24 protein-coding genes are annotated in these 20,196 nt (G+C 58.9%); 7 read left to right on the forward strand and 17 right to left on the reverse strand.

Annotation, left to right across the window (positions count from 1 at the left end):
* Nucleotides 1-48: 48 nt before the first annotated feature.
* The 7 genes from phnE to ACQQZ8_RS10415 form a co-directional block, all read right to left on the reverse strand.
* Nucleotides 49-909 carry a phosphonate ABC transporter, permease protein PhnE gene (phnE, locus tag ACQQZ8_RS10385; RefSeq protein WP_431709755.1) on the reverse strand — a complete coding sequence of 287 codons (861 nt, stop codon included), beginning with the start codon at nucleotides 907-909 and terminating at the stop codon, nucleotides 49-51.
* On the reverse strand, nucleotides 906-1,721 hold the full coding sequence (phnC, locus tag ACQQZ8_RS10390; RefSeq protein WP_431709756.1) for a phosphonate ABC transporter ATP-binding protein: 816 nt from the start codon (nucleotides 1,719-1,721) through the stop codon (nucleotides 906-908). Before phnC ends, phnE begins: the two co-directional genes overlap by 4 nt.
* Nucleotides 1,721-2,668: a PhnD/SsuA/transferrin family substrate-binding protein gene (locus ACQQZ8_RS10395; RefSeq protein WP_431709757.1), complete on the reverse strand. Its 948-nt coding sequence runs from the start codon at nucleotides 2,666-2,668 to the stop codon at nucleotides 1,721-1,723. The genes phnC and ACQQZ8_RS10395 overlap by 1 nt, the downstream gene beginning before the upstream one ends.
* A gap of 279 nt (nucleotides 2,669-2,947) precedes the next feature.
* Nucleotides 2,948-3,460 (reverse strand): 2'-5' RNA ligase, encoded by a 513-nt coding sequence (locus ACQQZ8_RS10400; protein ID WP_431709758.1) that lies wholly within the window; start codon nucleotides 3,458-3,460, stop codon nucleotides 2,948-2,950.
* 568 nt (nucleotides 3,461-4,028) lie between these two features.
* The gene (locus ACQQZ8_RS10405; RefSeq protein WP_431709759.1) at nucleotides 4,029-4,391 is read right to left on the reverse strand and encodes a hypothetical protein; all 363 of its coding nucleotides are present in this window, start codon (nucleotides 4,389-4,391) and stop codon (nucleotides 4,029-4,031) included.
* A 268-nt stretch (nucleotides 4,392-4,659) separates the two neighbouring features.
* Nucleotides 4,660-4,785: a hypothetical protein gene (locus tag ACQQZ8_RS10410; protein WP_431709760.1), complete on the reverse strand. Its 126-nt coding sequence runs from the start codon at nucleotides 4,783-4,785 to the stop codon at nucleotides 4,660-4,662.
* Between the two features lie 426 nt (nucleotides 4,786-5,211).
* Nucleotides 5,212-5,979 (reverse strand): isocitrate lyase/PEP mutase family protein, encoded by a 768-nt coding sequence (locus tag ACQQZ8_RS10415; RefSeq protein ID WP_431709762.1) that lies wholly within the window; start codon nucleotides 5,977-5,979, stop codon nucleotides 5,212-5,214.
* Between the two features lie 225 nt (nucleotides 5,980-6,204).
* On the opposite strand from ACQQZ8_RS10415, the gene ACQQZ8_RS10420 reads away from it, so the two are divergent.
* From ACQQZ8_RS10420 to ACQQZ8_RS10440, 5 genes are all read left to right on the forward strand, one after another.
* The gene (locus tag ACQQZ8_RS10420) at nucleotides 6,205-6,714 is read left to right on the forward strand and encodes a DinB family protein (RefSeq protein WP_431709763.1); all 510 of its coding nucleotides are present in this window, start codon (nucleotides 6,205-6,207) and stop codon (nucleotides 6,712-6,714) included.
* Between the two features lie 95 nt (nucleotides 6,715-6,809).
* Complete coding sequence (locus ACQQZ8_RS10425) at nucleotides 6,810-7,502, forward strand: MSMEG_4193 family putative phosphomutase (RefSeq protein ID WP_431709764.1); 693 nt, start codon at nucleotides 6,810-6,812, stop codon at nucleotides 7,500-7,502.
* A gap of 24 nt (nucleotides 7,503-7,526) precedes the next feature.
* Complete coding sequence (locus ACQQZ8_RS10430; protein ID WP_431709765.1) at nucleotides 7,527-8,063, forward strand: DUF3090 domain-containing protein; 537 nt, start codon at nucleotides 7,527-7,529, stop codon at nucleotides 8,061-8,063.
* On the forward strand, nucleotides 8,063-8,830 hold the full coding sequence (locus ACQQZ8_RS10435; protein ID WP_431709766.1) for an SCO1664 family protein: 768 nt from the start codon (nucleotides 8,063-8,065) through the stop codon (nucleotides 8,828-8,830). The genes ACQQZ8_RS10430 and ACQQZ8_RS10435 overlap by 1 nt, the downstream gene beginning before the upstream one ends.
* A gap of 91 nt (nucleotides 8,831-8,921) precedes the next feature.
* Nucleotides 8,922-9,338, forward strand: coding sequence for a GNAT family N-acetyltransferase (locus ACQQZ8_RS10440; RefSeq protein ID WP_431709767.1), 417 nt, complete (start codon nucleotides 8,922-8,924; stop codon nucleotides 9,336-9,338).
* Nucleotides 9,339-9,348: 10 nt separating this feature from the next.
* Here the strand turns inward: ACQQZ8_RS10440 and ACQQZ8_RS10445 are convergent, their stop codons facing one another.
* The 5 genes from ACQQZ8_RS10445 to ACQQZ8_RS10465 form a co-directional block, all read right to left on the reverse strand.
* Nucleotides 9,349-9,951: a GNAT family N-acetyltransferase gene (locus ACQQZ8_RS10445; protein WP_431709768.1), complete on the reverse strand. Its 603-nt coding sequence runs from the start codon at nucleotides 9,949-9,951 to the stop codon at nucleotides 9,349-9,351.
* Nucleotides 9,952-10,216: 265 nt separating this feature from the next.
* Nucleotides 10,217-10,570 carry a DUF1801 domain-containing protein gene (locus ACQQZ8_RS10450; RefSeq protein WP_431709769.1) on the reverse strand — a complete coding sequence of 118 codons (354 nt, stop codon included), beginning with the start codon at nucleotides 10,568-10,570 and terminating at the stop codon, nucleotides 10,217-10,219.
* Between the two features lie 240 nt (nucleotides 10,571-10,810).
* The gene (locus tag ACQQZ8_RS10455) at nucleotides 10,811-11,251 is read right to left on the reverse strand and encodes a YtoQ family protein (protein ID WP_431709770.1); all 441 of its coding nucleotides are present in this window, start codon (nucleotides 11,249-11,251) and stop codon (nucleotides 10,811-10,813) included.
* 392 nt (nucleotides 11,252-11,643) lie between these two features.
* On the reverse strand, nucleotides 11,644-12,138 hold the full coding sequence (locus tag ACQQZ8_RS10460; protein ID WP_431709771.1) for a GNAT family N-acetyltransferase: 495 nt from the start codon (nucleotides 12,136-12,138) through the stop codon (nucleotides 11,644-11,646).
* Between the two features lie 403 nt (nucleotides 12,139-12,541).
* Nucleotides 12,542-13,363, reverse strand: a complete 822-nt coding sequence (locus ACQQZ8_RS10465; RefSeq protein ID WP_431709772.1) for a siderophore-interacting protein — start codon at nucleotides 13,361-13,363, stop codon at nucleotides 12,542-12,544.
* Nucleotides 13,364-13,708: 345 nt separating this feature from the next.
* On the opposite strand from ACQQZ8_RS10465, the gene ACQQZ8_RS10470 reads away from it, so the two are divergent.
* Entirely contained in the window at nucleotides 13,709-14,050 is a 342-nt protein-coding gene (locus ACQQZ8_RS10470; protein WP_431709773.1) for a YciI family protein, read from the forward strand.
* A gap of 357 nt (nucleotides 14,051-14,407) precedes the next feature.
* On the opposite strand, the gene ACQQZ8_RS10475 is transcribed toward ACQQZ8_RS10470, so the two are convergent.
* The 3 genes from ACQQZ8_RS10475 to ACQQZ8_RS10485 form a co-directional block, all read right to left on the reverse strand.
* Nucleotides 14,408-15,094, reverse strand: a complete 687-nt coding sequence (locus tag ACQQZ8_RS10475; RefSeq protein ID WP_431709774.1) for a hypothetical protein — start codon at nucleotides 15,092-15,094, stop codon at nucleotides 14,408-14,410.
* A 1,232-nt stretch (nucleotides 15,095-16,326) separates the two neighbouring features.
* A complete protein-coding gene (locus ACQQZ8_RS10480; RefSeq protein ID WP_217497266.1) occupies nucleotides 16,327-16,875 on the reverse strand; it encodes a hypothetical protein in 549 nt (182 codons plus the stop codon).
* Nucleotides 16,872-17,123 carry a hypothetical protein gene (locus ACQQZ8_RS10485; protein ID WP_175294436.1) on the reverse strand — a complete coding sequence of 84 codons (252 nt, stop codon included), beginning with the start codon at nucleotides 17,121-17,123 and terminating at the stop codon, nucleotides 16,872-16,874. Before ACQQZ8_RS10485 ends, ACQQZ8_RS10480 begins: the two co-directional genes overlap by 4 nt.
* 405 nt (nucleotides 17,124-17,528) lie before the next feature.
* Between ACQQZ8_RS10485 and ACQQZ8_RS10490 the strand changes: the two genes are divergently transcribed.
* Entirely contained in the window at nucleotides 17,529-17,741 is a 213-nt protein-coding gene (locus tag ACQQZ8_RS10490; protein ID WP_431709775.1) for a VOC family protein, read from the forward strand.
* Nucleotides 17,742-17,777: 36 nt separating this feature from the next.
* Here the strand turns inward: ACQQZ8_RS10490 and ychF are convergent, their stop codons facing one another.
* Together ychF and ACQQZ8_RS10500 are read right to left on the reverse strand one after the other, a co-directional pair.
* Nucleotides 17,778-18,863: a redox-regulated ATPase YchF gene (gene ychF, locus ACQQZ8_RS10495; RefSeq protein ID WP_431709777.1), complete on the reverse strand. Its 1,086-nt coding sequence runs from the start codon at nucleotides 18,861-18,863 to the stop codon at nucleotides 17,778-17,780.
* Nucleotides 18,864-18,904: 41 nt separating this feature from the next.
* A complete protein-coding gene (locus ACQQZ8_RS10500) occupies nucleotides 18,905-20,002 on the reverse strand; it encodes a 4-hydroxy-3-methylbut-2-enyl diphosphate reductase (protein WP_431709779.1) in 1,098 nt (365 codons plus the stop codon).
* Nucleotides 20,003-20,196: the final 194 nt, after the last annotated feature.

Raw genomic sequence — 20,196 nt, forward strand, 5'->3', positions numbered from 1 at the left:
CTCACGCAATAGGTGATAGGCCGGGCGCCACGTTCAGCCGATCGGTAATTACACCGCGCGTTGCAGTTGACCGGCGCCGAGCATCTTGCGTCGCACCAGCGAGCTAAGTTGTTCAGCGAGGAAGACGACCAGCAGAATCATCAGGATGATCGTCAGCGCGGTATCGAATTGGCGAAGCGTGAAGGCGGGGGTCAGCTCCATGCCGATGCCGCCGGCTCCCACCATGCCTAGAATCGTGGCCCCGCGAATCGCCTTCTCTAAGGCGAACAGGCTGGTCCCGGTGAAGGAGGCGAACGCCGAAGGCAAAATCGCGCTGGCAACTACCGCCATTCCGCTAGCTCCGGTGGAGCGCAGGGCATCGATCGGCCCTCGTTCCACCTCCTCGATCCGTTCGGCGAAGAAGCGACCAGCGAAGCCGAGGACGTCGACGGTAATAGCTAAGATTCCGGCCAGCGGTCCCAACCCGACGGCCATCACGAAGATCAGCGCCCGCACCAGTTCCGGGATGGAACGCAACACTGACAGAACGAATCGCATCGCGACCCCTAAAGGAGCGAAAGGGGTGGTGTTCTGGGCGGCCAGTATCGCGGCTGAGATGCTGAGGATGACCCCGCAGATGGTGCCAAGGATGGCCATCTCCAAAGTTTCAAACATTGCCTCGGCTAGGTTTGGTGCGCGTTCCAGGTTGGGTGGGAACGCTCCGGTGAGAAAATCCCAGATATTCGAAGGTCCCTGCATCACGCGGGCCCACGAAAATTCCATCCGCACCAGACCACTAACGGCCAAACCCAATAGGATCAACCCAATGAGCATCGACCCCCAGCGCGGCATCCTGAATCGTGCCGGTGGCAGCGGATTTCTCCGCACTTGATCGGCTCGCGGGGATTCTCGGGTGCCAAGTTCTGTCATGGTCTTACTCCTTGGAACGCCGGCACCGGTTCTTCCTCGGTAGCTTCGTGGGTATAAAGCCCCGCCAGCTCCGAGTCTCGAACTTCAGCCATGTGTGTATCTAGGTCCAACCGTCCCTGACGCAAGGCGATGACCCGACTGCCGTAGGCGCGAGCCAATTCCAACTGGTGCAAGGTGCACACCAAAGTCAATGACTCTTCCTCGGCAATCTGCCAGAGCATATCCATCACCGCCCGGCCAGCCCGTGGATCGAGGGCGGCGACCGGCTCATCGGCCAAGACAATCTTCGGGCGCTGCAGCAACATCCGGGCAATCGCCACCCGCTGTTGCTGCCCGCCGGAGAGCTGTTCGGCCCGCCGGGCGGCGACGGAAGCTAAGCCGACCCGGTCCAACGCATCCATCGCCAGCTCCCGCTGCTCCTGTTTAGCGGTGGCGCCAAACCAGTTTCGCGCCGAGGTGGCCCAGCCCAAGGATCCATGGATCACGTTGCTCAGTACCGAAAGTTCACGCACCAAGTTGATCCGCTGGTGCACCATACCCACCTGACGACGCAGGGCACGAAGCTGCTTTTTGCCCGCGGAACTCACCTCGGTTCCCAGAACGTTCACCGAACCACTAGTAGGTTGCACCAGCCCGTTCAAACACTTTTGGAGCGTTGACTTCCCTGAGCCATTGGAGCCCAACAAAATCAACGTCTCCCCTGCATTAGCGGAGAATGAAACGTCCAGCAACGCCTGAGTCCCGGTGTCGTAGATCTTGCTCAGCCTCGAGACCCTGATGATTTCCGAGCCCAAGACCTCAGTGCCTGTCATTACTGCTCGTCCTCGTCAGGCAAGTCCGAGTACTGGGTGAAACCGGCTGCTTCAAAGGCGCGGCGGGTTGGATCATAATCGGCGTCGGTAGCTTCGATGAATTCCGAACCGATGTACTTATCATTCTCACCGGTCTGAGTGATCGCTTCCAGTAGCACGTCCTGATTCTCGGTCAGGCTCTGCTGTAGGTAATCTGCGCAGTCTTGACCCAGACCGGTGCGGGCGATGAACAAATCATTGGGCAGCGCTGGGCCAGTTTCAAGCAGCTGAACGGCGTCTTCACCCATCGCTTCTTGCACGGTTTCAAAATCGGAGATTCCGGTACCCAAAGCGTCACCGTCACCGGAGACGAAAGCTTCGATATGGGTGTTGGACAGTGGCATGACTTCCACGTCCCCTACATTTGGATCGAGGCCAGCAGAGACCAGCATCTCCAGCGGGCCAAGGTGCCCTGAGGTAGAACCGACCTCCTTGGTGATCATGGTCTTACCTTTCAGATCTGCCACGGAGTTCAGATCCGAATCGCTGCGCTTAATGATCGCCGCCTGGTAGTTTTCGCGGGTAACGCCCACCAGTGGAATGGCGTCGGCTTCCTGCTTCAGCACCACGTATTCTGCCGGGCCAGTCAGTAGTACGTCCAGGTCATCGTATTCCAGAGCAGTGGCTGCCGCGGTGCGTGAGGCCATGGGCTGGAATTCCACGGCCAGACCAGTAGCCTCCTCCAAAGCCACACGGAAATCCTCAAATTCCAGCACCAAGGTCTCCAGCCCCTCCACCCCGGTGTCCGAGAAGCGCAATGGCTCATGCTGTGCGCAGACGGCACCGGGACCAGTCGCCGCCGAAGCCTGTGCCCCGCTGTCTCCGCCATCCGCTTCGGCTCCACCGCCGCAGGCAGTCAGAGCCAACAGGGTTGCCGTCGCTGACAGGGCAAGAAATTTACGCTTCACGAGTATGTTCCTTCCAGAGCAAGTCGCCCTCCCCCATGGGATGGCCAACCTTCACCTTCCGAGGTGTAAGTGAACGGACGGTGACTTGCCGCCCAACTAATGAGTCCGTTGATCTGAACTGTCACTAACGTCAGGAATGATTGTGCTTGTGGTCGCGCTATAGATGCATCGTGGACGCGAATCTGTCGAACCGCTCAGCGCGGAAGATGCGTCCGTATAAGCAAGGCGAACCGCCCCGCGGAATCGGGCGCTTTACTGGGCCTTGGGCGACGGTTCGGGTTAAGTCTCCGAACCAGCAAGACTTAGATGTTCACCTGCCCTGGGCTGCCACCACATAGCTTGCTGAGCGGTGAGCTTTTTGAAGTGTGGCGAGGTGGCTTGGTCCAGCGCGTGAAGGTACGCGGGAACAATATCGCGTGGTAGACGTAGCCCCATGGTCAGATGCGGCACCCATTGCGCCCCACGTCCATCGGGATTGTGGGTACTGATTACTCGTGCCACTTCGTGTAGCGCATCGTTAGTTTCCAATAACCAAGCCACTGTTTGTTTGCTCTTCGTCCCGAAAATCACGGTTCCCACCCGCTGGAGTTTGGCCGGGATGACTGCTGGTAATAATCGTTGAGCGCATTGCACGACGGCCTCGGGCATCGCCGGGGACAGCGTGATGGTGATGTGCGGGGTTTGTTTTTGGCGTGGGAAGCCTGCAGCTTCGAGCTTGTCAAAAATTTCGTGGATCTGCTGTTCGTCCTTCGACGCCAAACGCAGCAGGATGTTATCTGGCGATCGCCTCACCAGCCACCCCCTTTCTTTCACAACACTTTATCTGTGCTCCTTTACCCACGGACCTATGAGCACGGATACGGGTCAGATTTACCGGCAGTTTAAACTCCGCGGCAAATTCGTGAAGTCACAGGGTGAGTAGCCACCCTCGGTGCTAGCTGGGCAAGTTTAGCCAAGCTATCGGATGAAAAATTTGGGCCGGGTCCGTGTAGGACGCCACGGCGCAGGAAATTTCCTGCCAGCGAAGCAGGCCTAAGCCTGAGAAGAGCGAATCCATCTGGCTATGAGTCGGAGAACTTTAGGTGGCTCAAAAAGAAGATCGACACCGCAGGAACGCGTTTCTGGCAAACCGCGTCGCTCCAGCTGGCCTCTGCGGCTTCCTGAAGATTGCTGGACCTCTAATTTTCCGATGCCTCGCATGACATGGCCGGGTGATACCTGCAAGATCCCGGCGGGGATGGCTCATTAAATTATTGGCACCTCGGATTTCACCGCTAACGATGTCGTGCCAAGGTCCTTCGCTGCTAAAGCCAAGATCTGCCCAGACAGGTGAAATTCTCGGAGAGCTCAGTAACCGTGGCTAGCGTGCGGGCTGGTCGGCTCGCCTGCGTCGGCACTCTTTGACGATCAGCGCAAGAGATCCCAATCCGAAAAATGCGACGCCGACAGCGCTGATGGCGATCCCAGCGATTCTGTGCTCAACTCCAACGAAACCGGGCACAAACATCGCGAGCAGCAAGTCAACACCAGAAGTAAGGCTGAAAATGATGCCGGTGAGAATCGCGGTCACCCGCGACGCGGGAGAACTTGGTCCAAAGCGGGTCCCGAGCCCATGGATAATGAAAGTCGTTCCCAGCAAGAAAGAGAGCACCCCAGTGGAGAAATCAGCGTTGACACAACGCAGCACCCCGACAGCGATAAAGGCGATACCGATAATTAGCACGAACACGTTCTAGCCCACTTTTCTCCGGCTCTGCAAAAACTTCTGGCAGATGTTTAGCCCGAGTCTAGTGTCCTCTCAGCAGATCCCGTCTATGACGGCACACGCAGCCAAGCCCGCTGAGTAGAAACGGCCTATCTCGGCTAAACAGTCTGCTAAGCCCAAGCCAGCCCCACTTCTGAACAGAACAAGTAACTTGGGCTATCGATTTTGACACCCGACCTGGGCCAGCACCAATCCACTCGTTCCGATGAGCTGGACTTAGAACCGCTCAACGCTGCAGACCGCAGGCGCGGAGCGCTTCATCCATCGATTCCTTAGACTCATCACCACACTGTCGGTCGGGAAGACTCGGGACAAGTACATCCTGTAAGGTCTTCGCCACTGCGGTCATCATCTTTTCAATCTACTTAGCTGTTCACCGGATCGTGACTCGGCTTGGGGAATGTTCTGCAGCTACCAGTCCTTCCATTCGCCTGCTTTGTTCTCTGTCAGCAACAACATCGCCGAACTTGCTGGGTCTCACACACATCACAGGCAACTTTGGCTGACCCATAGAACTAGGTCTTGAGCTCTTCCGTGTTCCTTTGCCGAAACCTGCATACGGTACCGACCGATAGCTGCCCGTGCTGCGGCTCTACTTCTACACAGAGCTCAACGGCCATAACCGGCTACTCGCAAACTCTGGTCGGGTGAAGACCTGCAATGCTCGAATGGGCCCAGCTCACCACTTCAGACGGCAGAGCGCTTGACCCCGCGCGGTCGATTTTAGGGTGAGTTCGACGCTTCAATCCAAGGTCTATGTCCGCATCCCCGCTGGCTTTTAGCCGAGCCAGCTTTTCAACTGTTCGGCAGACTGATCGGCCAACCATTTCTGCCATAGCGGTCCGAAAGTTACCCGGCGAACCCCCAGGGCGGTCAATTCACTCAAGCCACCGGCGCCGTGCCCGTGTACCGGATGCGCGGTGACATTCAACGGAACCGTGACGGACTCAACCAGCTGAGTAATTTGCGCCGCGGTAGTCAACCCGACCGGATAGACCAATCGTGCTCCAGCTTGTTCCATCAGCCTGATCCGCTCGGCGGCTTCGCCCAAGGGATCGGCGAAAACCTCGGTTCCAAGTTTCACCGCATCGGTCCGCCCGTTGATCACGAATTCTACTCCTGCGTGGTCGGCGGCATCCCGCGCTGCGGCAATGTAGTCAGCGTGTTCGTTGCGCTCACGGACGCGTTTGCCTTCGGAATGCACCACGTCTTCAATATTGGCGCCGACCGCCCCGATCTCCAGTAACTTCGACATCAATTCAGCTGCTGGTAACCCATAGCCGGATTCCACATCCACACTCACCGGAACGTGAACCGCGTCAATAATGCGCTTCGAGGTTTTCAGATACTCATCAAAGTCCATGCGTTCCCCGTCCGCACTACCGATAGCATCGGCTACCGGGTGACTGCCGATGGTGAGCCCGGAAAATCCGGCATCAACGGCGAGTTTAGCGCTCCAGGTATCCCACACGGTGGGGAGTACGAGGATATTTCCCGATTCATGGGCTTGGGCGAATTCGCGGGCTCGGCTGGTGATATCGGACATTGGATACTCCTCTGACGCGGGCACTTTCGCACATCCTAACAGCACAAACCGAACAGGATATGATCACCCCCACAGACACCCAGCGGCTTGTCAGCAGTTCCCGGGATGAAGACAATTGGCCTAGCCCGCAGCCCAATCACAATTACCACCGAGGTGCGCACCTCTCGGCTGGAAATTCATTGTTCCCTAGTGACGCGCTGAACGCACTACACGCACAATGGGGTGATGGACACTACCCAGATGTTAATCAGGCTCAGCCACTACCCCAGCGACGCGGCACAACAACTACCTTCGCTCGATGCCGGGCAATTGAACGCACACCCGGCGGGCCACCCGAACTCCATCGCTTGGTTGCTTTGGCATACTGGGCGACAAATCGATGTGCAGCTGGCAGCACTCCGTGGCCGGCCCGAACTTTGGGACGATTTTCGGGCAACCTTTGCGCTGGGTGAACTCGGTGACTCACTGGGCTATGGACATAGCCGAACCGAGGCAGCCGGTATCGTCGTCGATAATCAGCAGCTTCTGCTCGACTATCTGGAGGCGACGATGGAAGCCTATCGCCACTATGTCACCACCTTGAACCCTTCGGAAATGGACGAGGTGATCGATACACACTGGGATCCTCCAGTGACACGTGGAGTGCGTCTACTATCTATTCTCGATGACGCCATCACCCATATGGGGCAGGCGGCCTATGCTGCCGGAGCGCTCACGGCACCGGATTCAGAGTAAAAATGCTGGATTAGTGCTGCACCCTAAGTCGTTAGCGCGGACACACTTGCACGGATCTATCGCCAAGTGAACGCCGGGATGGTTAGGCTGGAAGCATGGCCACAGTAATTCTTGTGCGGCATGGTCGCACCACAGCGAACGCCTCCGGGGTGCTGGCGGGACGGGCAGCCGGCGTCGAACTTGATGACACCGGACGCGAGCAAGCCGCCGCTACCGCTGGGCGGTTGGCTGGCATTCCGCTAGCCGCTGTGGTCTCCAGCCCGCTAGAACGGTGTGTGCAAACCGCCGACTTTATCCGGCAACAGCAGCAGTCGACCCCGGAAAATGTGCTCGACGCGGATCTGATCGAATGTGACTACGGGCTCTGGCAGGGACGCACCCTATCCGAGCTGGCCGGCGAGAAACTTTGGTCCACGGTGCAGATTTACCCTTCGGCAGTCTCTTTTCCGGAAGGGGAATCGATGTTTGGGATGCAAACACGAGCGGTTGCCGCGATCAGGAGCCGGGACGCAGCGATCGAAGCCGAGCACGGCTCTTCGGCCGTATGGGTGGCGGTCAGCCACGGCGACGTTATCAAGTCCGTTCTGGCCGACGCTTTAGGTCTGCATTTGGATCTCTTCCAACGTCTGAGCGTGGGACCGGCTTCCGCGTCGATCGTGCACTATGGCGCGACCGGGGTGCGGGTCCTAGCGATCAACACCGAAGCAGGGGATCTATCTTGGCTCGCCCCGGGATTAGAATCTGCCCAAGCCCCAGTGGGCGGCGGGTCCGGACACCGCGCATCATGAACCACATCGGCCTAGGATATGAATATGCCAGCACAAATTCACGAGTTTAACTGGCCCGATCGTGTCATTATCGGCACCATCGGCAAACCCGGCGAGCGCACTTTCTATTTGCAGGCTCGTGCCGGTTCACAGCTCAGTAGCATCGCACTTGAAAAACAGCAGGCGGCCCTAGTGGCGGAGATGATCGATGAGATTCTGGATCAGCTCAGCACCGTTGATGGTAATCCCTTCAGCGTGCCGACACACACCCCGGTGGAACTGGTTGACAATGATCCGCTGGAAGAGGTTGAGGAACTCTTTCGGGTCGGTTCAATGAAGCTGGGCTGGGATCCAAGTGTCGCGCAACTGGTGCTCGAATCCTATGCGCTAGATGAGGAAGAATCCGAAGAAGACGTCGCTCCTGAAGATGCCGAGCTACTGCGAGTTCGCATGCCGGTGGGGACCGCCCGGGCTTTTGCAAAACGCACGCATGAGATCGTGGCCGCCGGGCGACCTATCTGCGCCAACTGTGGTCATCCCATTGACCCCGACGGGCATGAGTGCACCGGGCCCGATGCTTAATGCCAGCCCAGGAGCTACTCACCGGCGAACTGGAACTGACCGGCCGAATCACCACCGCGTCTAATGCGACCTTCCTAGGTGCCATCGGCAAAGTTCCGGTGGTCTATAAGCCCATCAAGGGTGAAAAGCCGCTGTGGGATTTTCCGCACGGGACGCTGGCACACCGCGAGGTGGCAGCCTATCGTGTCTCGGAGGTGTTGGGCTGGAATCTAGTCCCGACGAGCTGGTTGCGAGCGGGCCCCTTCGGTGAAGGGATGGTGCAGTTATGGCAGGAGCCGGATCCAGCGCAACGGCCGGTGGATCTACTACCCAGCGACCAGCTGCCGCAGACCGGATACAAAACCGTGCTGGACGGGGAAGATGGCAACGGCCAAGCAGTCAGCCTGATCCACGAAGACACCACACAACTGCGCAAAATGGCGGTATTCGATGTGCTGATCAATAACGCCGACCGCAAAGGCGATCACATTTTGGCGATGCCCGATGGCCACCGCTTTGGGGTGGATCACGGGATCAGTTTTCATCAGGAACACAAGCTACGCACGGTATTGTGGGGCTGGATCGGCCAGGCACTCAACGATGAGGAACGAGCCGGCATCGACCGCTTGCAGCAGGCGCTGGATACGGAACTGGGTCAGCAGTTAGCCGAGTTACTCACTACTGCAGAATGTGCCGCTTTCGTTCAGCGGTGTACCCGGTTGTCGCAAGAGCAGATCTTCCCCGCGCCGGCCGGCCTGACGCCTGCGGTGCCCTGGCCGTTGTTTTGAAAGCATCGCTCCGAGACTTTCACAGGTCCCACCAATGCTTCTGGCAGCTGCGCGCCAAGGTGTGGTTCACCCGGCGGCTTAGGATGAACTAATGAGCATTGACTACCGGCTGGATGCCAAGTTAGACCCCAGTGCACTCATCGATTTGTATGATTCGGTGCAGTGGACCGAGTACACCAAGGACCCACAACGACTCACCGCGGCAGTGGCCGCTTCCCTCGCGGTACTCACCGCATACGATGGGCAGAAGCTCGTGGGGTTGGCACGACTGGTTGGCGATGGGCTGACCATCATCTATCTGCAGGACATTCTGGTGGCCCCGAATTATCAGCGCCGCGGCATCGGCCGCCAGCTGATGCAACGGTTACTCGCACCCTTCGCCGATGTGCGGCAGCAGGTGTTAATGACTGACAATGAACCCGGGCAGATCGCGTTCTACGAATCTCTGGGGTTCACCGAGATCCGTGACCTGCCACATCCTACCCGGGTCTACACGAAATTCGCGTAGCAGTTCAGTACTAGGTTTCGCACAGCCCGGAAGCCCGCAGATCACGGCGCATCACCAGTCGCGGTAGCCTACTGGCCACCGCATCAGTCACCCCGACCTGAGTGAACCCGGCCCGTTCAAACATTGCTTTAGTCCCCACAAAAGCCATCGTCGTATCCATCCGACCCGGTGGATCCACGGGGTAGGCCTCAATGGCTGGAGCCGCCTGACTCACGGCGTATTGTACCGCCCCGTCCAGCAGATGTTGAGTCACGCCCTGCCTTCGAAAACCGCTACGCACCACGACACAAATAATGCTCCACACCGGCACCTCATCAATGGGATGGTACTTCTTGGAGGCCACCATAAGTGGGATGTCACTGCGTGGGCTGATGCTACACCAGCCCACAGGGACCCCGTCACGGTAGGCCAGCACCCCCGGAGCATGCTTTCGTTGAGTCAGGCAGCGCATCGCATCGGCGCGGGTGCCGCCACCGCTCAAGGCCCTGATTTCACCAGCGGGTAATCGGTGCGAAAGGCACCAACAGTGATTTTCGCGCCTGGTCGGGTTCAGGACGGAGACGAAATCGTCGAATCGGTCCTCGGTGACCGGATGGACTTCCCAGGTGCTCATGTCCTCAGTAAAACACCGCGTTGTGTGCCCCGTCGAGGGTATAGCTCGGATTCATCTAGGGCTCGTGGCCGGCCCTGACGGACCAGTACACCAAGGAAGTAACGTCCTTCGCATCGCCACTGATTGTCGCCACACGCGCTCCAGTACTACATGACGCCCTGATTTGACCCAAATACGCAACGGTGTCGAGCAAGTGCCCGTGGTTCCGTGCTGCGGAACCACGGGCACATGCTGTTGTTGCTAGTTCGCGAAACTGGCCTTAGCCTTAGTCGCTGACTGAACGGACGATGTCTGCGATGCGCTGCGCGGTCACCTCATCTACCTCTTCGAAGTACCAAGCGGCGGGCATCAGATTCCCGTCTGACCCACCTGCGGCATGGAACGCGGCTTTCTCCGTGATCGCAAGATTCAGCCGGTCATCGTTGCGCAAGGTGATCAGCGCCGGGGTGCTCGCCGACTTGGCGTAGGCAGGCATACCGTACCAAATCCGCGGTTTCAGGCTCGGGCCGGCATCGAGGATAATCTCGTGCACTCGATGCATCAGCGAACGACGCGGTTCCTCCATCCCGGAGATCTTTTGAAGTACCTGAGACAGATTTTTTTCATCTTTCGACGACATATAGTGTCCTTTCGCTACCGATACGCGGTACCGGGCTCATGAATCTGGCGCTCTCGCGCCGTACCCCATCTGGACATGTCCTGACAGCTTCAGTCCTCTCCAAGATGATTCACGTGATGAGCACGTGGAAGCACTATCTGTGGCACTGGCCACCATCCTAGGTTAGCCGATATCGAACCGATCCGCGCGACAACGGTTGAAGGCTTTCATGGGTTGGTGTGCCGCGCATTGGGCGGAGCTTCACTTTTTCAGCACATACTCCAGTGTCTGGACTACCTGCTCGGTCGTGGTGCACCAGCCTTGAGCCGCAGCATCGACCTCTTTCAGCGCATGGCTGGTGTCCTCAGCGTGCAGCGTGACATAGGGTTTGCCCAGCGCCGCACAATAGCCGGCATCAAAGGCAGCGTTCCATTGCTTGTACTTGTCTCCGAAACGCACCACCACGAAATCGCTTTGCTGGATCAGTGTGCGGGTGCGAATCGCGTTCACCTTGGCTGACTGATGATCACGCCAAAAATCGCTCCGGGTTTCCGCGAGATGGTCTCCGGCTGCATCACTAGCCGCGTGGTCGGTGACCGGTGCGGTGAATTCTACATCCAGTCCTGCCGCCTTCGCCCCACGTTGGATTTCCTCGCGCCAGTCACTGTGGATCTCGCCGGATAGATAAACGATAAAACTCATCTCTGGACACTCCTTACAGCTGTTTCTTGGGCCGTGTCGTAGGCCACCTTCCACTTGTACCTTCCCACAAGCCGTGGAGATCCGCTAACCTCGTATCCCCGAAGCCGAAGACAGTCAGCCGGTGAGTAGCTTTCGGCAAGTCGCGCGAGCTTAGCAAGATCAGCGGTTCACAAATCAACGGCCGAGCCGCTTTGGATGCGTGCACCTACACCATGACCAGCTGCTCGGGGAATCAGCCGAGCAACATATCGTCCTGCCTTTGGCCGGGGATGGCAGTACGTCTCAGTCGAGAAACAGAAGACATTCGCTCTCACTGCGAAGTTAGAAGCCAAGGATTTCAACACACCCACCGGTGAGCAAGTCACTGACAGACTTCGGCGCAGTGATCCGCACTAGCGCGTGCCGTTTTCCCGAATAGTAGCTAGCGGTTTGACCATGATGAGGCAGGGAGTGTCCACACCCCACAGTTCGGTCTCTTCTAGGGGCAGAAAACCCCACTTTTCGTAGAACTGACCGGTTCGTGCATAGCCGAGATCCGGATGAGAGGGTCCAAGAGTCTTGACCTGCAGCAGCCGCACCCCGCGGTGGATGGCATCGTCTTCGATGGCCTTCAGCATCGCCGTGCCGATGCCGGTTCCATGCGCAGACCGGTCAACAACCATCAGATGCAGCTCTGCCACAGGTGGAAAGTGTCGGTCAACTAGTGAGACACCGAGGACCTTTCCTTCATCGTTCCTCACCGTCCACGTCTCTTTAGAGCGAGCCGCCTCGATGTATTCCGCATTGGACTGCGGTTGTCCGAACCACTCAGGAACCGTACCCAGCAGCCGCGCCACATCCTCAGGCACCGGCTGGTCCAGCTCGGCCACCCATGCTGTTTTGCTCATGTTTCCCCTCTTGGCATGATCACCCAGAACTTTGCGGCTACATGCTCCCTAGCTTGCTCAAACTGGTGATGGCCCTGCCGCATCATCGGACGCTGAAGACCCAGATCAACCTCGCATCCAAGGTACAACGCCCTAGCCTTTGCTATCACCGGCTCGCCATAGCCGAGCCGGTCATGCTGCTCTTGTGCAGCAGCCTGTACAGCCGCGAAACTTGCTTCCGGTGAAATGCAGGCGCTCCAGTAGCTCTGATACTAATACCTCATCTGGGTGAATCGGCGGGACACGATCACCGCCTACCGTTACGGGGGCCAGCATTCTCCTACCTCAGGCATCTTCGTTATAGGGCCGAGGCCCGAGTCATTCCCGAAATTTGGGATGCATTCGGAGTTCGGAGGAACACTCGTTAACCCGTTGCGGCACGCCCATGACGCCAGTAGCCGACGAAGTCCACATGGCGCTTCGGCACGCCCCGCTCCTGAACAAGATAACGGCGGGCTCCGGTGGCAAGCCCGGATTCACCAATGGTATGGGCGTGCACGGCCCCCTCCGGCAGGCTTGCTGCAGTCAACGCGCTGAGAGCCAGTTCGCCCGGTTTAGTGTATGCCTGCGATGACTCATCTCGCGTGATCCAGGTAAGTTGAACCCCGGGTGGAGCCGAGATCTCCTGCCGGTCAGCGGAGGTGGGAATCTCGATCATCGCGATGCCTCGTGCGGACGGAGGCAACGACGCACAAATCCCCGCGATTGCCGGTAGCGCTGTTTCATCGCCGATGAGTAGTGTCCAGTCGTGGGGATGGTCCGGGGTGAATGCGATTCCCTGATCGAGGAACCCGACACAGTCCCCCGGCTGGGCGTTGAGCGCAAACTCTGCGGCAGGACCAGTAGCTCCGCGCTCATCATGGTGAATGACAAAATCGATGTCTACCTCGCCGACATCCGGCCGCGCGTTACGCACGGTGTAGGCACGCACCCACGGACGTCGCGTTTTAGGCGTCGCCAGATACTGTAAATACCACCCAATTTCGGTGGTGTTGGTTGGAAGTTCCAGGACATCCTGTCCCTGCCGGGTGAAGAACAGGCGGCACCAATGATCAGCGCCCCGAGCTTCCAGCCCATCAAGCCCCGCCAAAGTCAGCCGGATGAAATTCGGGCTCAGACGAGAGGTTCGAAGGACGTGGGCCATCATAAATTGACGGTCAGTTGGCGTGTTCTTTTTTCTGCTCACTTAGGTAGCCCTACCCTTAGTCGCATCAATCGTCGAGAGAATAGCTCCACGTTGCAGCGGACTCTACCCACGTCACCCCTCAGGCAAGGTCTAGGTGTCAAAAGTTCGGGAGGAACCGAGCACGCGGACCTTGGACGATACCCTGCACCATGAGCCGGTAGACCACAATCACTCCAGCCCGGCTCTAGCCCCCGAGGTGCCGACCGCTATGCCGCCAGGCTGCCAGGCTGCCGAAGAGAGGATCAAAAGTTTCGCGAGCCTGCGGCGAGAAACTCGCACCATTGGGGCGTAGTATCTACACCAACCACTCTTCGTGATGGCTCTGCTAGTTCACTAAGGAGCAATATGACGCAGTACATCATCTACTTCAACCAGACCTGGGTGGGCGAACACTCTCGAGAATGGTTTGCCTCGCGTGGTCCCCTGGCTAAAGCCGTCATAGAACAAATCAAAGCTGCTGGGACCTATGTTTTCGCCGCGGGAGTCGACGAAGACCTAGCTAGCGCGTTCAGCGCGGACGCGACCAGCGGAACCTTGGTCGTCGCCGATGCTCCGATGCCGGTGAACGAGGCACGCATCGGCGGACTAACGATCATCGATGTCCCCAACGAGCAGAGCGCCAAGATGTGGGGCGGAAAAATCGCCGAGGCTTGTGGCTGGCCGCAGGAAATTCGCCGGGTCTACTGATCGCGCAGGCAAGTCTACAGCTGAACTAAACCACGCACGATCGCCGCGCTCCGCCGCCACCAGCGAACCCCACGCGGACGCATTCGATGATCTGAAACCAGCAGGATCCACACGAGCCCATTCCTCCCGCAATAGACAGCAGACCACGAAAATTCGGGAAGCGATCCTTAGCGGGGGCTTACCGCGGCAGACGATAGTTGCGACGGGCACCACTGACTGACATTCGACGACCAAAACAAGATTTTTCGGCTGCAGGACCACCTGTCGTTAACAGCATGAACGTGCCCACCTATCTCGCAGCCGCCCAAAACTAATTATTCAGCGGCCGTTCGGTTCTCCCGACGATCCTCCGACAGATCACCGACGACCCGGCACGATGACACCGGGCAATTGCGCGGGATTATCCTCCGCATGTCCTGATAGCGCACGCGGTGGTGCCGCTACAGTCTGGCGAGCTAGTTCGGTGAAACCGGCCGCCTCAGCAGCGCGGGCGATGTCGGCGGTGGCCTGCTCTGCTGGCGCACGAGTTCCGATCAACCACGGAATACCCACTGCCTGTGCGCGTGGGGCGCTCGTGCCCAAGGACCCGCGAGCCTCAGCAGCAGACGGTCCGGCGAAGCATACCCCGCGTCTTGACCACCATGCGGTCCGCACCGTTGGCATCGCTGACAGGCCGGTCTGTTTGCTAAAGCGGGAGATCTTCGCACTAATGGGTACGACAGAGCCGACAACGATCTGGTCGTAACGGATCACATAGGGGCGCAGGAACGGAGCGACACTACCGACCAGCACACCACGTTCGCACACCACCAGCCGTTCGCCGGCGAGCATCACGTAGATGACCACCGCGATAATGAAGAGGCCGGCAGCAGGTGCGATCGACAGCATCAGCGTCTCGCCTGGATTAATCAACGTCAGTGCGCTCAGCGCCACCCAAACCGAGATGAATCCGAGCACCGTTCCCCGACCGGGACGATCGTGATGCACGGCCACCACATCTCCCAGCAGATCCTGATGCCGCCGAACCGCCGACCGTACCCCCATTAGAGTCCTCCAATCTGCCGCCAGCGGACCGCAGTGTCTACCCAGACTCGGTGATCAGATCGGAATTCAGCCATTGATTCAGTCTACCTGCCCCAATCTGCGGCCGGGAGACGGAGAGCTACCTAGCTGACGACGCTCCACGGAAAGGCAAGTTGGCAGTGCCACCTATACGTTAACGCGTAAGTGCGCCACGTCGCCGCAGATGGCAACCTCTGTGCCACGGAAGGTCCACGACCGCGTGGACTGACAAATCTCAACACCGCGGTCGTCATAAAGAGATCACGTCACTCAAAGATTGCGACGGAACCGCGCTGCACCAGAGTTCCCGACACGTCGTTCACGCCACCGGCAAAGGCGTGATCGCTGCCACCTGATCGGAGACTCGACCTTCGGCGACCTCCAAGTCTTAACGGGTCTGCAAGTTGAATCAGAATTGCGGCGAGTCCGAACAGATCGCCGCGATCTGCGCATCCATTGTCCCGATCACACGCCCTGCTCGTTCTCGTTCGGACGGGATCTGGGCATACGCCCGCGCGCACGAATCGCTCGAAGGGCAGAACCGCCTGAGTGCCGCGATAGGATTCGCCGCCGAGGCAACCGCTGCGCCCCGCTCAGTCCATCGTCCTTCTTCGAGCAGTCGGTGGACGTCGGCGAGAAGCCCCGCAAGTGTGATCGAGGTAAATGCGACGTCGCCGTCAAACGATTACAGCCAACGAGAGCACATCAGGGTCAGACTCGCGCCGAAACAGCTCGGAGACGAGGTTCGTATCCAGATACCATCACTCGAAGTCCACCGACCGGACGAGTTCACCTCGCTCGGGCATAGGCAGATCATCGATGCCCACGACCCTCTGCGCCGCGTGCATAAGCGCGAGACCGATGTGTAGCCTCTTCACGACTCTTGTGAGTATGTCACGAACCTAGGCCTCCAGCGACTGTCCGTTCACTCGCCGCGGCGCGGGGCCTGATAACGCCGCCTACTTGCGGCATTGTCCCTTTGAGGGAAAATAGCTGATGTACCTTGAACGGTGTGCCTATTTTGGAAAAGCTATCTTTTCCTTCCTACGCTATTTGGCGATGTATCAGGCTCAAGATGCAAAAACGCCCCCGACTTCAATAAGAAACCGGGGGCGCATGAGTTAAGAAGACTTAGACATTGAAGCGGAACTCCACCGCATTCCGTAGCTGAATATCGTCTGGCTTGATGTTCCGGGGCGGACAGATCGGCGCACTCAGCCGCTGTTCAGAGTCGGCTCCGTCACCGCCGACACACCGGTATCGCGCTTGAGGAGGACGTAGGGGAACGAGCGGCCCACTACCACCCATCCGTCATCCATCAGTGCCGAGGCCTTCCGTGTTCCGAGAACCAGACGATGCTCCCACTGCTTGTCCGAGTGCACGACATGGTGGTGCGCCACGCCGAATCCGACACTATGCCAGCCGTATCGCCCGGCGAGATTGAGCTCGTCAATCGCATCAAAGATGCCCACGGGCCCGATCAGGCGCTCACCCGGATCAAGGCTTCGCGCCGAAAGCTTCACTGGGGCGGCGAACCGCTTTTGCGCAGCCTGCTTGGAGATCCCCAGAGACTTGCCAATATCGACCCACGTCGCTCCCGACTCGCGTGCGGCGAGCACGCTCGACTGAAGGAGTTCGCGTGACTGCTCCTCGATCGCGTGAGCCACCGCAATCGCGGCGATGAAATCCTCCGGCTCCCGGGGCTCCGACACCGGAACAAGTGCCGCCATGACATCTTGCAGCCTCTCGGAGACGTTGTTCACCGTGGCTCGTCTTCCGGGAGGGTCTCCGAAGGTGTCCATTCGCCGCGGGCCACCCGGGGGCGCTTCCCCCACCATGCGAGGTACGAACCCACGCCGACACATCCGACGATGATGACGACCACCGCGACCTGCAGCCACCACACACCAGGAAGAAGATCGAACACCAGGAGGAGCCCGATGACGCTCGGGAGGAACAGGAGCGCGATGCCCCACGAGTAAGAGGGCGGATTTTTCTTGATCTCTGACATGTGTCAACCATAGGTTGACCCGCATAGATTGTCAACGACTAGTTGACGGCCTATTACGCCGAGAGTGTGGCCCTCAAGCCAGCTTCTACGTTGAAGTGGAACTCCACCGGCTTCTGAAACCGAATAGCCCTCGACTGCATAAGCACGCTCAGTCAGGTGTAAAAAGTAGGTCAGCAGAACAAGTCCAGGAGCCAACACAGCACCGCGTTGCTCGCTAAGGACCGGGGAGCAGTTTCACTCAAGTCTTCCGCGGATACGAGGCTCAGAATCTGGTCACGCGACCGGCGCGTCCCTGTCAGCAGCCCTATCCCGATATGTGGCCGTCGCGCGGCATTCGTGGGAATATCGCGGACCTCGGCTTCCATAGACCGACCGTGCTCCGGGCCCAACGTATCGCTCGACGTGATGCCGAGCGAGCGGATTCTCCCGCCGCGCATACATCTCGACCTCTATGCCGCGGATCAAACTGCGGAGATCTCACGTCTGTCCCGTCTCGGTGCATGTGAGGTGCCTTGGGATGGCAGGACCGCCGATGCAGGTTACGTGATCATGGAGGATACGGAGGGTAACCGCTTCTGCGTCATCGATGCCGCGGGGTGGAGCGGATTCATGCGCTGACGACGAAGCGACGACCCTGTTTGTAGGCTGCTCACCTCACACATTAAAGCGGAACTCGACCACATCGCCGTCGCGCATAATGTAGTCCTTGCCTTCGATGCGTGCTTTACCTGCAGCCTTGGCATTGGCGACGGAGCCGAGCTCCACCAGATCATCAAAGGCCACTACTTCGGCCTTGATGAAGCCGCGCTGGAAGTCGGTGTGGATCACCCCGGCGGCTTCCGGAGCGGTCGCACCACGGCGGATAGTCCAGGCCCGGGTCTCCTTCGGACCAGCGGTCAGGTAGGACTGCAGACCTAAGGTGTCGTAGCCGACGCGCGCCAGCTTATCCAGACCGGATTCCTCAATGCCGGCATCTTCCAGCATCTCCGCGGCTTCGTCTTCTTCCAGCTCGGCCAGCTCGGCTTCGAACTGGGCATCCAAGAAGATCGCCTCGGCCGGAGCCACCAGCTCGGAGAGCTTAGCCTGCATCTCCTTGTCGGCCAGGCCGGCTTCATCGGTGTTGAACACGTAGATGAATGGCTTGGTGGTCATCAGCTGCAGCGGTGCCAGCTCGTCCAGATCGATGCCCTGGTTCTTGGCTGCGGCAAAGAGGGTGATGCCTTCTTCGAGGATCTTCTGCGCGGCCAGAACCGCATCGAGGAAGGACTTCTCGATCTTCTTGCCGCGCAATTCCTTTTCCAGGCGGGGCAGCTGATTCTCGATGGTCTGTAGATCGGCCAACACCAGCTCGGTAGCAATGGTCTCGATGTCCGACTCCGGATCGACCTTGCCGTTCACGTGGATCACGTCGTCGTTCACAAAGGCACGAGTGACCTGGCAGATCGCATCGGCTTCGCGGATGTTGGCGAGGAACTTGTTACCCAGACCTTCACCTTCGGAGGCACCCTTCACGATGCCGGCGATGTCCACGAAGGACACGGTGGCCGGCAGGATCCGCTCGGAACCGAAAATTCCGGCGAGCACCTTCAGGCGCGCATCCGGTAACGGGACCACCCCGACATTGGGTTCGATGGTTGCGAACGGGTAGTTAGCTGCCAGCACCTGGGCACGGGTCAGCGCGTTGAACATGGTGGACTTGCCGACATTGGGCAGTCCGACGATTCCGATAGTAAGAGCCACGGGAGAAGAGTCTACCTTTTACTAGTGGTGAGCTGTGAATTCTAGTTAGAGCTGGTGGTGTTGCGTCGTCCGCCCAGGGCTCGGGAATCATCGCCGGATTCCTTGAGCTTGCCGCGGATTTCCTTGGGCAGCGAGAACACGATGTCTTCCTCGGCGAGGGTGATCTCCTCCACGTCACCGAAACCGTATTCGGCCAGCAGGGTCAGCACTTCTCGCACCAGTACCTCGGGCACCGACGCACCGGAGGTCACCCCCACCGTGGACACCCCTTCGAACCACGATTCATCGACTTCATGGGCGAAGTCCACGCGGTAGGCGGCCTTGGCACCGTAGTCCAGCGAGACCTCCACCAGACGCACCGAGTTGGAGGAGTTTGCCGAACCGACCACGATCACCAGATCGGATTTCGGGGCGATGGTCTTGATGGCCACCTGACGGTTGGTGGTGGCGTAGCAGATGTCATCGCTGGGCGGATCCTGCAGGTTTGGGAAACGATCGCGCAACCGGCGCACGGTTTCCATGGTCTCATCCACGCTCAGGGTGGTCTGCGAGAGCCAGATCAATTTATCCGGGTTCTTCACCTGGACGGTGTCGGCCTCTTCGGGATTGTTTACGATGGTGGTGGCCTGCGGCGCTTCACCGTAGGTGCCTTCTACTTCCTCATGACCTTCGTGACCGATCAGCAGGATTTCATAGTCGTTTTTGGCAAAGCGCACGGCCTCGCGGTGTACCTTGGTCACCAGCGGGCATGTGGCATCGATGGTCTGTAGGTTACGGTCCGCCGCGGACTGCACCACCGCCGGGGACACACCGTGGGCGGAGAACACCACCAGCGCGCCTTCGGGAACCTCGTCGGTCTCTTCCACGAAAATCGCTCCGCGGGCTTCCAACTCGGAGACCACGTGCAGGTTATGCACGATCTGCTTGCGCACATACACCGGTGGGCCGTAGTGCTCCAGCGCCTTCTCCACCGCCACCACGGCGCGATCCACACCGGCACAATATCCGCGTGGAGCCGCCAACAGAACCTTACGCTCGCTCACATTCGGCGAAGCGGCAGCAATCTCCTGTGGGGAGCGCCGAGTGCGCGGAATGCGGGGCATCGGCAAAGAAACCGGAATGGAAGTGGAAGTAGCCATATCTCTAGTCTACGAAGTGAGCGCAAGTAAGCCCATGCTCATATGAGCCGAACCACGCCCCGCGGCCTGTGAGTTTGGCCTCGGCCCGGCGCCCGCCCCGGCCAGTTGAGCTCCGAAAATGTCGCGGCTCTCGTGTAATCTCACAGGTGCGGGTCCCACCTCGACGGGCCCGTGCAGCGAAAAATGTCAGGAGA

This window comes from Glutamicibacter uratoxydans (assembly GCF_050753455.1).
Lineage (GTDB): Bacteria > Actinomycetota > Actinomycetes > Actinomycetales > Micrococcaceae > Glutamicibacter > Glutamicibacter uratoxydans_A.